Source organism: Schinkia acidoalkalinis, assembly GCF_054301215.1.
The window spans coordinates 3,640,478-3,655,592 of the sequence record NZ_CP182573.1 but is presented as its reverse complement, the minus strand read 5'-3'; the positions used below and the strand labels follow the sequence as shown (position 1 = coordinate 3,655,592).

General features: G+C 35.8%; 20 protein-coding genes and 2 riboswitches. Of the genes, 5 read left to right on the top strand and 15 right to left on the bottom strand.

The annotated features are described in order from the left end of the window. Window positions 1-19: 19 nt before the first annotated feature. The 5 genes from ACNQFZ_RS18660 to ACNQFZ_RS18640 all read right to left on the bottom strand — a co-directional run bounded on the left by ACNQFZ_RS18660 (window position 20) and on the right by ACNQFZ_RS18640 (window position 5,305). Window positions 20-1,642 (bottom strand): nitrite/sulfite reductase, encoded by a 1,623-nt coding sequence (locus ACNQFZ_RS18660; RefSeq protein ID WP_458412808.1) that lies wholly within the window; start codon window positions 1,640-1,642, stop codon window positions 20-22. 1 nt (window position 1,643) lies between these two features. After that, window positions 1,644-2,255, bottom strand: coding sequence for an adenylyl-sulfate kinase (gene cysC, locus ACNQFZ_RS18655; RefSeq protein ID WP_458412807.1), 612 nt, complete (start codon window positions 2,253-2,255; stop codon window positions 1,644-1,646). Between the two features lie 20 nt (window positions 2,256-2,275). Further along, window positions 2,276-3,424, bottom strand: a complete 1,149-nt coding sequence (sat, locus tag ACNQFZ_RS18650) for a sulfate adenylyltransferase (protein WP_458412806.1) — start codon at window positions 3,422-3,424, stop codon at window positions 2,276-2,278. 65 nt (window positions 3,425-3,489) lie between these two features. Then, window positions 3,490-4,572: an anion permease gene (locus ACNQFZ_RS18645; protein WP_458412805.1), complete on the bottom strand. Its 1,083-nt coding sequence runs from the start codon at window positions 4,570-4,572 to the stop codon at window positions 3,490-3,492. A gap of 19 nt (window positions 4,573-4,591) precedes the next feature. After that, entirely contained in the window at window positions 4,592-5,305 is a 714-nt protein-coding gene (locus ACNQFZ_RS18640; protein WP_458412804.1) for a phosphoadenylyl-sulfate reductase, read from the bottom strand. Window positions 5,306-5,529: 224 nt separating this feature from the next. Then, a riboswitch (SAM riboswitch) is annotated at window positions 5,530-5,635 on the bottom strand. Window positions 5,636-5,825: 190 nt separating this feature from the next. Here ACNQFZ_RS18640 and ACNQFZ_RS18635 point away from each other — a divergent pair. From ACNQFZ_RS18635 to ACNQFZ_RS18615, 5 genes are all read left to right on the top strand, one after another. Continuing rightward, window positions 5,826-6,074, top strand: a complete 249-nt coding sequence (locus tag ACNQFZ_RS18635) for a DNA alkylation repair protein (RefSeq protein WP_458412803.1) — start codon at window positions 5,826-5,828, stop codon at window positions 6,072-6,074. Between the two features lie 117 nt (window positions 6,075-6,191). Continuing rightward, window positions 6,192-6,392 carry a hypothetical protein gene (locus tag ACNQFZ_RS18630; RefSeq protein ID WP_458412802.1) on the top strand — a complete coding sequence of 67 codons (201 nt, stop codon included), beginning with the start codon at window positions 6,192-6,194 and terminating at the stop codon, window positions 6,390-6,392. 136 nt (window positions 6,393-6,528) lie between these two features. After that, entirely contained in the window at window positions 6,529-7,848 is a 1,320-nt protein-coding gene (locus ACNQFZ_RS18625) for a hypothetical protein (protein WP_458412801.1), read from the top strand. A 556-nt stretch (window positions 7,849-8,404) separates the two neighbouring features. Further along, window positions 8,405-8,608 (top strand): hypothetical protein, encoded by a 204-nt coding sequence (locus tag ACNQFZ_RS18620; protein ID WP_458412800.1) that lies wholly within the window; start codon window positions 8,405-8,407, stop codon window positions 8,606-8,608. A 199-nt stretch (window positions 8,609-8,807) separates the two neighbouring features. Further along, window positions 8,808-8,894: riboswitch (cyclic di-GMP riboswitch) on the top strand. A gap of 80 nt (window positions 8,895-8,974) precedes the next feature. Beyond that, complete coding sequence (locus tag ACNQFZ_RS18615) at window positions 8,975-9,694, top strand: EAL domain-containing protein (RefSeq protein WP_458412799.1); 720 nt, start codon at window positions 8,975-8,977, stop codon at window positions 9,692-9,694. An 88-nt stretch (window positions 9,695-9,782) separates the two neighbouring features. Here ACNQFZ_RS18615 and ACNQFZ_RS18610 read toward each other — a convergent pair whose 3' ends face one another. From ACNQFZ_RS18610 to ACNQFZ_RS18565, 10 genes are all read right to left on the bottom strand, one after another. Beyond that, window positions 9,783-10,454 (bottom strand): N-acetylmuramoyl-L-alanine amidase, encoded by a 672-nt coding sequence (locus ACNQFZ_RS18610; protein ID WP_458412798.1) that lies wholly within the window; start codon window positions 10,452-10,454, stop codon window positions 9,783-9,785. Continuing rightward, window positions 10,426-10,833 (bottom strand): phage holin family protein, encoded by a 408-nt coding sequence (locus ACNQFZ_RS18605; protein ID WP_458412797.1) that lies wholly within the window; start codon window positions 10,831-10,833, stop codon window positions 10,426-10,428. The genes ACNQFZ_RS18610 and ACNQFZ_RS18605 overlap by 29 nt, the downstream gene beginning before the upstream one ends. 125 nt (window positions 10,834-10,958) lie before the next feature. Beyond that, a complete protein-coding gene (locus ACNQFZ_RS18600) occupies window positions 10,959-11,264 on the bottom strand; it encodes a hypothetical protein (protein WP_458412796.1) in 306 nt (101 codons plus the stop codon). A gap of 160 nt (window positions 11,265-11,424) precedes the next feature. Continuing rightward, complete coding sequence (locus tag ACNQFZ_RS18595; protein WP_458412795.1) at window positions 11,425-12,531, bottom strand: alpha/beta hydrolase; 1,107 nt, start codon at window positions 12,529-12,531, stop codon at window positions 11,425-11,427. 53 nt (window positions 12,532-12,584) lie between these two features. Next, a complete protein-coding gene (locus tag ACNQFZ_RS18590; RefSeq protein WP_458412794.1) occupies window positions 12,585-12,800 on the bottom strand; it encodes a hypothetical protein in 216 nt (71 codons plus the stop codon). Window positions 12,801-12,815: 15 nt separating this feature from the next. Next, window positions 12,816-13,337 (bottom strand): hypothetical protein, encoded by a 522-nt coding sequence (locus ACNQFZ_RS18585; RefSeq protein WP_458412793.1) that lies wholly within the window; start codon window positions 13,335-13,337, stop codon window positions 12,816-12,818. A gap of 8 nt (window positions 13,338-13,345) precedes the next feature. Beyond that, window positions 13,346-13,591, bottom strand: a complete 246-nt coding sequence (locus ACNQFZ_RS18580; protein WP_458412792.1) for a hypothetical protein — start codon at window positions 13,589-13,591, stop codon at window positions 13,346-13,348. Further along, window positions 13,578-13,853: a hypothetical protein gene (locus tag ACNQFZ_RS18575; RefSeq protein ID WP_458412791.1), complete on the bottom strand. Its 276-nt coding sequence runs from the start codon at window positions 13,851-13,853 to the stop codon at window positions 13,578-13,580. Before ACNQFZ_RS18575 ends, ACNQFZ_RS18580 begins: the two co-directional genes overlap by 14 nt. Then, a complete protein-coding gene (locus tag ACNQFZ_RS18570; protein ID WP_458412790.1) occupies window positions 13,854-14,207 on the bottom strand; it encodes a PF13754 domain-containing protein in 354 nt (117 codons plus the stop codon). Then, window positions 14,207-15,106, bottom strand: coding sequence for an Ig-like domain-containing protein (locus tag ACNQFZ_RS18565; RefSeq protein WP_458412789.1), 900 nt, complete (start codon window positions 15,104-15,106; stop codon window positions 14,207-14,209). Before ACNQFZ_RS18565 ends, ACNQFZ_RS18570 begins: the two co-directional genes overlap by 1 nt. Window positions 15,107-15,115 lie beyond the last annotated feature (9 nt).

Sequence of the window (15,115 nt, the reverse complement as noted above, 5' to 3'; positions counted from 1 at the left end):
CTCCCACCTTTCTAAGTTTCTACACTTCAGCGTTCAAATTTAATATTTCAGCTAATTTTTCATTTAATACAGCAGTGCCCACCCGTTTAACATAATTCAAGAATGTTTCTTCAATGTTTCTAGTTTCTTTAAAATATAAAATGAGCTCTTTTACTACTTCTGCCAATTGGTCAGCTTCCACTTTTCCTTTTAATTTTTCATTAAATTTTCCGCCATCATTAAGAGTACCACCCACATATATTTCAAAAGCTTCTACCATTTGCTTCTCTTTGTTTCTCATTTTAATTCCATGTAACCCGATATCAGCAATATGGCGTTGCCCGCATGAATTCGGACAGCCAACCATATGAATTCGAACGGGAACATCAAGTATGATTTCTTGATCTAAATATTGCGCAATTTTTTTCAATAAACCCTTCGTTTCAACTAAAGCTAAATTACATAATTCATTTCCTGTACAAGAAACTGCATAGCCAATAAAATTACTTGGGTTAATTGGGAACTTTTCAAAAATAGGTTCCTTTATTAATGCATCTACATTTTCATCAGGTACATTGGGAATGATGATATTTTGTGAATTACAATGGCGGATTTCACCGTTTCCATATTTTTTTGACACCCTTGCAATTTCAATCACATCATCGGGACTTATACGACCTACTGGAATATTTATACCGATATAATTTAATCCTTCTTGCTTTTGCTTATGGATTCCATAGAAATAACCGGCATTCCACTCTCCCTTTACATCTTCACCCATACTTGGAAGCGGTCCAGTAAGCTCTATTATTTTTTCTTTAAACTTTTCTAGACCCCAATCAGCCACTAAAAATTTCAAGCGATTGCGGTGCCGTTTTTCTCGATCACCATAATCCCGAAAAATGGTGGTAATTGCCACAGCAACGTCTTTTGTTCTTTCCTTTACAACAAAGACATCTAATTTTTGTGCCAACATCGGTACAGAAGATAGTCCACCCCCTACTTTCACATGAAATCCAGACACTTTTTCACCATCTATTTCTTTCACAGCTGGTACAAAAGCGACACAGTTAATTTCTGAATTAGAAGCATTATTTATATTGGCACTAATTGATATTTTGAATTTTCGTGGTAAATTAGAGAAATCCTCATTAAAACGGAAAAATTCATACACCTCTTTAACTATCGGGGTTGTATCGAATAATTCATTGGGATCGATTCCTGCCAATGGATTCCCAACAATATTTCTTGTAATATCACCACAAGCGCCCGCAGTAGTCATTCCTACTTCGGCTAGGCGGCGATGTATTTCTGGTATATTTTCAATGGAAAGCCAATGAAATTGTATACATTGACGGGTCGTAATGTCATACAAGCTACGGCCAAATTCTTTAGCAATCATTGCCATTGCAACAGCTTGTTCGTTTGTTACAAGTCCTGATGGAATGACAACCCGCATCATAAAATATCCAGCTTCTTTAGGCTTTTGCAAGTACATACCAGCCCATTTAAAAAGATCCCATTTTTCTCTCGGTATCGAATCAAATCCATGCTTGGCATGAAAAGCTATATCATCAAATATTTTCAAACCATCTTGTTCAAGTTTCTGTAATTCCATTTTGTTTAATTTGGGATTGTTAGCCCAAATTTTTTCATAAGCCATCCTACATTCCTCCCAAAACGATGTTTTTGCTAGTGAAATAGTTTAGTAATTGGTCTACGCATTCTTCTACTGTCCATTTATTAGACTCAATGATGATTTCTGGTGCAGCTGGTTCTTCATATGGAGAACTAATGCCCGTGAATTCCGGTATGATTCCCTTTCTAGCTTTTTCATACAGACCTTTTGGGTCGCGCTTTTCACAATCCTCGAGAGGACATTTAACATACACCTCGAAAAATTCATGCTCCCCAAGTAGATCTCTTACTATCTTACGGTCTGACTGAAATGGAGAAATAAAGGCTGTTAAAACAACCTGGCCACTATCGACAAATAACTTTGCAACTTCACCAATTCTTCTAATATTTTCGGTTCGGTCTTCATTTGAAAACCCTAAATCACGATTTAAGCCATAACGAATGTTGTCTCCATCTAGCACATAGTTTTTTACACCATGTTCGTAAAGTCTTCGGGCAAGAGCATTGGCAATCGTTGATTTACCTGATCCGGATAATCCCGTAAACCAGATTACAAAGCTATGATGGTTATTTTGTTCACGCCGCTTTTCTTTTGTAATAGAAGATTGATGCCACGAAATATTTGTGTTTTTACTCAAATCGGTTCCCTCTTTTCCAATCAAACTTCAACAGGCTGTTCCTGTAAGCCATTAATTAATACTTCAACAACTTCTTTTCTACTAAATGTATTTGGAGGAATTTCTCCATTCCGCAGCATCTCTCTTACCTTTGTTCCTGAAAGAATTACGTGATCTTCCTTCCCATGCGGGCATGTTTTTGTCGAAGCCATATTTTCGCATTTTGTGCAATAAAAGCTATGTTCGAAGAATAATAGAGTAATTCCTAATTCGTCTGTACTGAAATTACGAAAAATGCGTTGCGCGTCATATGTCCCGTAATAATTTCCGACACCTGCATGATCACGACCTACGATAAAATGGCTACAACCGTAATTTTTGCGCACGATTGCATGAAAAATAGCTTCTCTTGGTCCTGCATAACGCATTGCAGCAGGGAATACGGCTAAAAAGACACGGTCTTTTGGATAATAATTTTCAAGTAACACTTGATAGCTTTCCATTCGAACATCAGCAGGAATGTCATCTGACTTGGTTTCACCAACTAGCGGATTTAAAAATAATCCATCAACTATTTCCAGTGCAGATTTCTGAATATATTCATGGGCGCGGTGAACTGGATTTCTTGTTTGAAAGCCAACAATTGTTTGCCACCCTTTTTCCACAAAAATTTTTCTAGTTTCAAGTGGATCCAGATAATAGGAAGTGAATTTGTCTCGTTTTATTCGTTTGATTAGTATGATTGGTCCTGCTAAATACACGTCACCTCTTTCAAATAATCTTTTTACGCCAGGATGGTTTAAATCTGTCGTTCGATATACAGAGATTGCTTCTTTTTTCTTTTCTGGTTGAAATATATCTGTAATAGAAATAACTCCATACACTTCACCGTCATGTGTTAGTTTTACTTTGTCACCAATCCCTATCTCTTTTGAATTTTCTTTAGCAATTGGAAGTGTGATTGGAATACTCCATATTTTACCGTTTGTTAGCCTCATATTTTCAACTACAGATTGATAATCTTCCCTTCCTAGGAAACCCTCAATTGGACTATAGGCCCCATTCCCTATTAACTCCAAATCACTTAATGCAGTTGTATCAATTTCAATTTCTTTTCTCACGTTAGTTAAATCAAAATCCGGATCCCATTTATTAATTAATGTTCCTCCATGTGGTTTACTTAAAGCCATGATCATATTCCTCCTATTCAAATATCCTTACTTGGTTTAATAAACTGAAAGTGTTTGAGAAGTTCTTATATTCCCCCGCCATTTTCTTGATAAGCCCTGCGATCTTCATTAATTGTTTTGATTAAACTTACAACTCCTAAAGTTGCAGCACAGACGCTTAATAATACGACAATTGTATAAATATCCATATAGACAATTATTTTGACTAGCCCATAGGATATAACCAATGAAAAGATTGGCGAAACAAGCCACACCTTAATAATTTTTAAAACAATATTTTTATTAAGCGTGTTTGCGCCCTTTTGTGCCGTGGCAATCCCCATAATTGCTGTGCTCGTTACTTGAGTCAAGGGAACTGGTAAACCATAAATTGAAGATAAAATAACAAGAAATGCTCCCGTACTTGAAATTGCACCTCCTTCGAGAAGAGAAAACTTCGTGATTCTTTTCGCATTTGTTTGTAAAACATTCCCCCCAAGGAGGATGGCGCCTAGGGCAACAAATATGCCGCCAAGCAATGTTCCGATTTTCATCGGGATAAGATCTGCTCCAACCAATGGACCAATTGCGTTTGCAACATTGTTCATCCCTGCTGAGAATGCTTCAAAGAATCCAATAATAATGACAAAGATCGAAATCACCTTTTGTGATTTTGCTTGCAAAATTGTTTTTCGATATTTGTTTTCTACTTTAGCAATGATTTTACCGACTATTACAGCCAAACCGAAGGCAATCGCCGGTATGATTACCCAGAAGCTGATAATCACTAAAATATTATTAATATAGAGTGCTTGATAAGCCACCCCAACCCCAACAACAGCTCCGACAGTAATTTCACTAGTTGATAATGGAATTCCTAAGAGGTTGGCAATAAAAAGTGAAAGTGCTGCAGAAGATAAAATAATGAGAACGATTTGCTCTGAAAGAATGGATTGGGGAATGATCCCAGACCCAATCGTTTTGACAACTTCACTTCCACCGAGTGCCGCACCGGCCAGAATAGCAATTCCGCATAAAAGTAATGCCTTCTTTTTACTGGCAATAGCACCTGATCCATAGGCTACACTTATAGAAGCTGCAGCACCACTAGCACCAATATTGATTGCAAAAAATAACGCAATGAGTAAAGCAGCATAAGTTAACATCATTTGTTTATACCTCTTTTATTTATTGATGAAGACCACATTCAACCTTCCCTGTCCCATTCCATCTACCAGACCGTAAATCATTCATATCAAATGAAGGCTGGGTACAGTGTTTACAACCAATACTCGGGTAGCCTTGATCATGAAGGACATTGTAGGCTAATTTGTGCTTATGCGCATATCGCCATATTTCCTTCCATGTCCAGTGAATTAACGGGCAAATCTTAATCGATTTAAATTTGTTGTCCTTATTAATAAACTGCGTATTTTTTCGGGTTTCAGATTGGTCTCTGCGCAACCCTGAAATCCAAGCTATTGCATTTGATAACACTTCTGTTAGAGGAATGACTTTCCTTAATTCACAGCATTTATTGGTGTTGCTTGCCCATAGGTTTGGACCATATTGATGAGCCTGCTCATTTAAAGAAAGTTTTGATTTTTTTATAAAAATTTTTAAGTCGGGATATCGTTCTTTGATTTTTTCAATTAGTTGATATGTTTCCTCAAAGTGTAATTCAGTGTCTAAAAACACAATTTTCGCTTTGGGATTAACCTTTGAAAGCAAGTCAATTAAGACAATCCCTTCAATTCCAAAGCTGCAAGCGTAGATGATGTCATCCCCATACTGGGAATAGGCCCATTGTAATACTTCCAACGCTCCTTTTGTTTCATTGTCTGTTGAAAATTCAATCTGTTCCCGTTCATCAAAATTTTCATAAATTAAACGGTTATTCATTTGTCGGCCCCCCATGAATTGAATGTGTTTTTGTGTCGATTCCATGTTTGCAAATAAAAAAGGCAGACTAATCAATTATTATTAATAACTGATTAAATCTGCCTCTGGAATGTCCAGTCAGCTCGTTTTAAAATTTGCCTTTTTCATTGCAACTAGATGTTCAAGAATTTAAAAAACTCTTCTTATTGTTTAAGAAGAGTTGGTTACATTGATTAAAAAGACTCTTCTTATCTTTTGAACACTTGAATGCTCACAGGATTTAGCACAGTGCTTAAAAAAGTCTGCTGCTCGGTTTCATTGGGCCAGTCCCTCCACCATTCTTGATAAGAATTTGTATGAAATTATTTACATTTCATACAATACAAGTTAAACAAAGAAATGTCAATAAGAAATTTCAAAATAGAAAGTAAATTAGTAACTAGTATACAGGATCATTTCATCCAAATATGCTAGATATTCTCTCATATTTTTATCAAATCTGAACACCCTATAAAATGGATTAACTTTTGGAGGGATGGATATGCCTGGACCCTATTGTTGCCCAAATTGTGGTACAAACCGATCAAGGTTTAATATTATTGAGCAGGTTCCAAAGCCAGTGAAAATGGATCCACAATCAGGCGATGTTATTCAAGACTATACTAATCAAGCGCTAGACCCTTTTCACATCCCATACCGCGGACCTTCCTATAAAGTTCAATGTGGTGTATGCGGGTTAATTGAAGATGAACGCCAATTTGAGAGCTTTGCAAGAACCTCTCGCCGTTAATATGAACTTGAGAGTTTTGCCATTTATTGCAACGGTAATTCATGCTACATTAACTCATACTAACATTGAAATCTTTTAAAAGATCATCAACTCGCAAGTTTTAGGAGGATGCTCAATATGGCTAGAACACAAACATCAGAAAGTCATCATAACGCCCAGCAGCAAATGGCCCGAAACACGAAGCAAGAAATCGCTTCGGAATTTGTGACCGATGTAAAAGAAGAGAATCAAATTGCTAAAAAACGCTCGAAACAAGGTCGCGAACGTGCCGATGAGCCTAGAGAAGGGCGAAGCAAAAATGTAAAAGGGCCTCGTTAAGAAAAATAATCAAATATGGGGGATTCATGGTGTCCCCCATTTTCTAATTTTTTCTTCTATTGAAACACACCTTTTGCCATTCCTCATATCTTATATTACAGCATTAGGTATTTGTTTAAATAGGAGGTTAAAAACAATGGTAGTTGAATTAACTGCCCTTCATTGGATCTATGTCGCCTTTATACTTATCATTATCGGCTTCATGGTCATGCGAAGGGATACTACATTAATTTGTATCGTCGGGATATTCTTGCTGGCATTTACGGCGACGCAATCATTAAGCTCCTCTATCAGCAGCATCTTTAATAGCTTCATCTACGCAATTACTGAGCTCCTCGGTACAATTTTAGTCATTTCCATTATCGTCTCCATGTCTAAAGTGCTTACAAGAACGGGTGTCAACGATGTCATGATATCACCATTTACAAAGTTAATCAGAACACCAGCCCTAGCCTATTGGACTATTGGGATTTTAATGATGGTCATCTCATGGTTTTTCTGGCCTTCCCCAGCTGTTGCTCTTCTTGGTGCCGTCCTTTTGCCGGTAGCCATACGGGTCGGCTTGCCGGCTTTGGGAGTTGCTATGGCGATGAATCTATTCGGGCATGGTATTGCTTTATCAGGAGATTTTATTATTCAAGGTGCGCCGAAATTAACGGCAGACGCAGCGGGAATCCCAGTCCTCGATGTGGTGCAAGCAAGTGTACCGTTAGTGTTTGTAATGGGAATTGTAACGACTGTTACTGCGTTTATCTTTTTAAAGCGCGATATGAAAAATGGCACTTTAAAAGCGGACACTACAACGATAGGAGAGCCTTCCCAAGAAAAACATTTTACTAAAAAAGAAATGGAACATTTTAAAAATCTTCTTACTCCAGGCGCTAAAAAGCTAATTGCCTTCCTCATCCCATTATTATTCCTCCTTGATGTTGCAGCCATGTTTGTTCTAGATCTTTCAGGTGGAGATGCAACAGCATTAGTTGGCGGCACCGCTATTTTTATTCTCCTCTTAATCAGTTTAATGGCACATAAAAATCAAGGTTTAGAGGAAACTACTTCTTATCTAATTGAAGGTTTTCAGTTTGGCTTTAAGGTGTTTGGTCCTGTGATTCCAATTGCCGCCTTTTTCTACCTAGGAGATTCCGGCTTCACAAAAATTATTGGTGAATATCTACCTGCCCATTCTACAGGAATAGTAAATGATTTAGGAGTCGCCCTTGCTCATGCCGTACCACTTAATAGCGAAATTGCTGCGATAACATTAACAGTTGTCGGTGCTATAACAGGTTTAGATGGCTCAGGATTTTCAGGAATTTCACTAGCAGGATCCATGGCCAATCTTTTTGCTACAGCTATTGGTGCCAATGCAGCTACACTAACTGCACTTGGACAGATTGCTGCAATCTGGATAGGCGGTGGTACTGCGCTACCCATAAAAGACATATTAATTATTTGATGACATAATACCTTTTTTATTTTAACTAAAGATAATGCAATATCTTTGGAATCGGATTTTTTATTAAACCTCTACGATAATCATCGATAAAATTGCAAAAAACAATCTCCAAAATATTTTCCAATTTGAATGTATGGTCCATGTAAATCTCCAACATATCCCTTAACAAAAATTAAACTTTTAGTGCGTCTTTATGATTAATTTTAATCTGTGTTTCTCTCAATTCACTCATTTTTACATCTCCTAGCTTATATATTTTCTTTTTGGTTTATGTGGTTGTATAGATAATATATTTTCCCGCTTAAATATCCGGATTTTCTTTCTTAAATGACAAAAGGCTTTAATGTGTTTATCACTTATTTCATATATCGTAATGATTCTGTGTGTTATGTCCCCGTTTGATGATTGGTAAATCATTTCAACCGGAGTTTTACTTTCTATAAGTGATTCCAAATAAACAAACATACTTTCTCCTCCCTATTTACATTATATGCGAACGCACGTTTCGATATCAATGTAAATAAGAATATTAGTGCGTAAAAAACGAGGGATGATTATGTATAAAATTCTATACACTCGATTATTCGGTGGACAAAGATTTATTGTAGTATTTGATTTTGTAAATGAAAAAATTATTGAGTTTTCACCTGATGAGCTCGATAAGGAAGAACTTACAGAGGAACTAAAGAAATATGTCAGTGGAATAAGAGAACAAATTGATAGTGGATATTATGATTATGAGGAAAATCCTGTAAAATAAAACGCGACCCCACTTGAATGAGCAGGGCTTTTTGCTTTTTTATGTGACCTTGTTGATGTAATGTTAGTGCGTGTAATTATTTGTCTAAATTCTCTTTAATTAATAATATCTCAAATGTCGAAAATTACATTTTTGTGTAAAAAAATGTAGAAATTAGCAAAAAATTAATATATAATTTATCTCAATTAAATAGCCTACCGAAAGTTAATAGCAAACCTACTGAAAAGTAGGGACGCAAAGCCACGGGCCTAATGTAATAAGAAACTATGGCAGCCGGGTTACCAAAGAGATGGTTATGTGATAAGTTGTTAAATCCACCTTTTTGGTGGATTTTTTAATTTAAATGGGAAAGGAGGGTGGAGAAAATTGAGTATAAGTGTTTCATTTAATAAAATGATTGAATATAATCAATTCGAACATTACTTTCAACCCGTTTTCACATTAAATGATAACTCATCAATAGGTGGAGAATTCCTTTTAAGGACAAATATAGGTACTCCTGATTTTGTCTTTAATGAGGCCAAAAAAAGAAATAAGCTTTATGAACTTGATACTAAATCAATTCATAAAGCCCTTCAAAACTCAAATTCTATAATTAGAAAGTTTATGAAAGAGGAATTAAGGTTATTTATAAATGTCTTCCCATCAACTCTTATAAATAAATCATTTCCTACTTTTATTAAAGATATTTTTACAAACTTCAAGGATCCTTGTCAACAAGTTATTTTTGAAATCAATGAAACTGATACTTTCGACACAGTTTTATTGTGGGATAGAATTAAATTACTCAAAGAGTATGGTTTTTCAATTGCTATTGATGATGTTGGTAAAGGTTGGCCAACTTTGCAAACAATCATTGAAATGGAGCCAAACTATATTAAATTAGATCGCTATTTTTCTAACGACTTGGATCAATCAATGAAAAAACAACACATGATTAAAGCGATATTAGATTACTGTGATTATAACGGTGTTAATTTAATATTGGAAGGAATAGAAAACGAGGATGTACTAAATATTGCAAAAGATATAGGGGTACATATGGCACAAGGATTTTACTTAGGGATGCCTGAAAAAATCAATTAAAAATAAAATTTACGATTAGCCCCAACTCATTTGAGAAGGGGCTCTTTTATGGGAGTAGTTCTAAGCTGTAATGCTAGTATACACAACCTTATTTAAGAGTAACCATACTTGTTTTCTCATTCCACTCTACTTTTTTTCCGAGAAGCTCACTAAGTTCACGGACAGGTGCATACGTTACACCGTTTATGACTACACCTTCCAGTAGCTTTGTTCCTGCTACAATGTTTACTTTTTGCATTTTAGCATTCTCCTTCTTTTCATTAGATTTTTTTAGTCCATTTAATTCCGCCTGAACAGCGTTCAAAACAGCCTGCCAACGGCCTTCGGCTAGTATCCGATGCGGGCAATACTTCCCGGACCAATCCTGGTGTTTTTTCACTCGTTCTATGCCCCAACCGCGTTCGAGTAGCATTTGAGCAACAAACTTAATAGCTAAGGCTTCTGCTTTTTTATAACGCTCGCCGCCACTTTGACTGTAGCAGATTTCTACATGGATTGATTTTCTGTTTCCTGGTCCATTACCTCCATCACCAGCTGCCCATGTGTTACGATCAGTACGAATACCTTGAACTACTTCTTTATCATCCACAGCAAAGTGATATGACACCTCTGCACTGTTGTTAATCATGTACTGTATTTCGTTATCTGCACTGGAATCATTAGCAGTGTTATGGATTGTGATATATTCAGCTACCATTACATTTGGGCATTTTATATTGAATTTATTTGACTTAACGAGCATTTGTCTTGCTTGAATCATTTTTATCTTCCTTTCCTTTGTCAAATGTTGATAGCTTGTCCTGAACAATCCCTGGCAAATTTACTTCCAACATCTTTAAATTTTCTACAATGCTGCCGCCTTCTTTGTAAATAAATAACCCCACCGTAAATCCGGTGAGGTAGAAGTTAAGCCCAAGAATAGAGTCAATCGCAAGAACAAACACAATGCCGATAAGCTCACCGATCCATCTTATGATACCGTCACGCATGACGGACGACTGGTAAGGTGACACCCCTTTCCAAGTCTTTAGGAGTCCTGTCATAAAATCCAGCACTTTTACTAAAAAGTAAAACAGTATCATGTAAGTTAATGTTTTTGGTAATGCTTCAAGTAAATGTAATTCTTGAAAATTTAGCACGTTTTAACCTCTTTTCTCTATAAAAAAATAGCCCCGATCGGTTCAGGGCTGGGCTGCTTATTTTTGTAATAGAAAAAGCACCCTCAACTGAGAGTGCCTTACTTCCCGTTTAAACCATCAAATATTCAAATAAAATAAAAATCCATTTTTTCTTGGTCATAGTTTATGCGAATTTTATCCGTGCTTATTTGCTCACAAATTGTGTTTACGATTTCTATTGCTGCTTGTTTTGTAAGGCTGTGTCTTGTACAGTATTCTGTTATAAAGGTTTTCAGCGAATTTAAATCGCAGACATGATTACCGCTTTTCCTGTGATCATTACATATTATTGAGTGCATTTTTATATCTCCAGAACGAATTTCTACCAAGCTTAAATTAGTACTATTATCGTAACCGCAATGTAATCCCTTTTTATCTACATAAGAATACATAAATATCACCATCTCTCCTTTTATCTATTCATTTCGATAAAATGATGGAATTACCTGCAAAATATATACATGTTTTTATGCTTAGTTATGTCGCTTAATGGCCCGAATGGGACATTAAAGAAGAACCAAATCAAAGACTCGCTCCTTATCATTTACTATTCTACTTAACATGTTCTTTTAACCAGTTATACATTAATATCTTATTGTTATCTGGAAAGGAATGTTCACCATTAAATACATAAATATCTAAATTCTCTTTTTTGTTATATAGGCCGTAAATTTTTGAAGCTTGTTTACTTATTTCAAATACTCCTTGATAATGTGGGAAAACACTATCTTCTGAAGCACTAAAACTAATCATTGGCCTTGGAGCGACTAGGGCAACAATTTCATGAAAATCAAATGGAATTTCTCCACGTTCAAAATACTCTTTTAATGTTGGAATTGCAATAAACCATGAATCTCTACTCCATTTGTATGGATTAGGATCACCACTTATAGTTGATAATCCACAGTTTAATGCCACTGCCGATATTCTCTCATCGAAAGCTGCTAAAAACAATGAATCTACTGCTCCTTCAGAATGGCCCATTACCATAATATTATCTTTATCCACAATATCTAACTTCATTAAGTAATCTATGGCTCTTTGATTATCCCAGATTGCTTTTCCTATCATTGACCAGTTTGGATTATTTTCATAAAATGGTTTAGACTCATATTCTTTATATCCTTTAAAAATTCTCTCTCCTGCCGAAAGCGCATCTGGAGCCAATACAATAAAACCTTGATTAACTAGCTCTTCACCGTAATTCATTTCTTTATTATTAGTTATTCCAACAACCTCGTTTTTACCATCTTTTGTTGTTTGATGAAGTGCTAATACTGTCGGGCTAGGTTTTTCCAAATTCTTAGGAACTAACAAATACGCTGTCACTACTTCGTTTTTTTCAACTTTATACGAAACTTTAGTTCTCGTGTATCCACCCATATCTTCTTTTGAGAGTATTTTTGAATCTAAAGCTACTTTATTCTTAGGACTCTTACCAAGGAAATTATTAATATTATGCTTTATTTCTTCTTTTTCTAAATTCCACTCTGCTAGATTCGAACTATCGAATTTTTGTAGATCTATCTGATATGAATTAATAGTTTCTTTATCATCTTCGATTATTTTATTTGTGATTGTTTTTCCTGAAACACTTGCAGTTAACAAAAAGGAGACTAATATGGCAAGAAATATACTTTTATATTTTATTATTTTCACTTTCCCCATCCTTTGCCCTTTATACTTTAACTTAAATTATAATATCTTTCGTTCTATTTTTGTAAAAATTGTTCTATTAGTACCAATACATTTTCTATGTCTTTATCTTGAACAGTTATAAAAAAAGTCTTAGCTTCCTCTAAAACCACACCAAGTTCATCATAACTTCGATCATGTATAAATCGGGTTGGAATAATATTATTTTGAATCAAAAAATCATGGAGTTTATTCGGATTTTTATTAGTATTACTAAATTTTAGTTCAGTCACTTTATTCACCTCTAATTAACGTTTTGCAATATTAACAGTCGCATTTGTTAAGTCTAATGACCCTCCAGAAGTCTGACGAACTTGTATTGACAAAGTAGTTTGTGATGTAACTTCCAATAAAAATATTGCATTCAAAACAGTACCATATCCATTTGAAGCTGGTACTATCGATTTTGCACTGTTGTTTACATACAAAATTCGTGTCCCACTAGAGTTTGATGCAAATGCAACGGATTCTACGTTAATTAAATATATCCCTGGTTTTAAAATGTTAATTTTATTGGATATGATGGTTCCAAAATTAAAATCAGTTTCACCACTTATAATTCTCGTTGTGATATCAGCTTCTGTAATGGTGTCATTTGCTACTGATTTTGCAGTACCTGTAGCATACACTTCAAAATACGCATTTTCAGCCAAATGTTCACCAACAACACGGTCAATTTCATCAAAATTCTCATTAAATTCTAGCCGTTTTACATAATCAGTACCGGCCCATTTGTGTAAGTTAAAGTTTGTTGTTTTTTCTGAACTCATCTTTTATGTCATCCCCTTTCAATGTCGTCCCATGTATTTGTCTCAACCAAAGCCCATGTATTTTGTTCTAAACTATCATCGAAGTTTGGTGTGTCATCAATGTTGCGCCATAATAGTCCTCTATTTTCGACTGTGTCCCAATTCATTTGTTCAATGTCATCAAAATAAAAATTTGACTCCACAATTACTTCAATTTTGAACTGTTCACCAGTACTTACGATTTTTGGTAAACTAACTAGGTTAACGGCCAACATAATACTTTACCTCAATCGGGACATTTGCTTTCAAGATTTCATTTGCAATCTCATATGAAAATTGCAAAATATAACTTCCTTCTTCTGGTGGCTGAATAAGAACATAAATTTCTTGTTCTTCAACTTCGCAATTCCCGCCTAGCACTTTTCCTTTTCCTCGTTTTACAAGTTCAAAAGTTGCATTTCTAATGGTGAACGGCTCATTCTTAGTACTTGTAATTTTTATTTTGACTTCCCTTTTTTCACCTAGAATAAATTGCAATCAACTCACCACCTTAGCGGCGAAATTTTGGGGTAGTTCCTTAAAATTAAAACTGCTCTTTACTTCGTAGTAAGCGAAATCAGAAACTAATATTTTTTCACTATAAACCTCATCATCTATAGTTTTATACGCATAGCTAAGTGGAACAAATTCCACTTTTAATGTAGATGGATCAACAACAAAAAGCATACTGGAGGCATAGCTCATATTGCCTGCCTCATCATATGCATTCACTTCTACTACGTATTCGCCATCTAAATCTTTAGGTATTGTCGCTATCCAATCCCCTTCGGTATTTAAGCGAAATATTATTTCCACGCTATCAACATGGCCCACTATTTTTACAATAGCCATTAGTCTGCTGCCGTTACTTTAATAATGTAAGTAGCTCCTGCATCGACTGGGTTAGGGACTAGTTCAATAGCTGTGATTGTTGGAGCAACAGTATCCAGCGTAACGTTTCTTGTGATTGTTGTTGATAGACCGGCCGAATCCGTAACCTTAATCTCAATACTATTAGAACCTTCTTTCGAAAGTGTAATAGCCTTCGAGAATGCCCCACTAGATACATTGACTGCACCTTGGTCTGCCCCATTTAACTTAATAGAAACCGTAACAGGGCTGCTTGTAGCATCGGATGTTGTACCTGATACTGGGAGCGACGTTTGGTTTGTAATATACCCTTCAGTTGGTGCCGTAACGTTTAAGCTTGGTGCAATAGTATCGACGGTGAAGGATATAGATTTTTGCGTTGCTGCGTTACCATCATTGTCTTTACAATCAACCGTAAACGTATGGCTTCCTTGTGCTAAACTACTAGTTTGGTAAGAAAAATTATATCCATTCGTAACAGGTGTAAATGTTACATTTGCATTATTTACGGCTACTCCATCAACTTTAAGTACGAAAGAAGACGTATCTACACCGGATCCGTTAACTTCATCCGTAATAGTACCTGTAATCTTAGGACTTGCTGTTGTTACACGAGCGCTTGCTGCAGGCGACAAGTTTGAAATCACTGGCGGAACTTTCTCTTTAACTACTAATCTATAGCTAGTATCAGTGCTATCTTTCGTTGTTACGTTTCCGGCTTGGTCAGTCGCTTCGACTGTGACACCATAATAACCGCCTTCTTTATTAAAGCTGGTAATGGTTGGTGCCGTTAAGGTTGCTTCATACTTACCCGTTGTTCCGTTATAAGTCAGTGCATAGGTCTGTCCATTAATCGTTGCTCTTACACTTTGTATAGCCATACTTGCCCT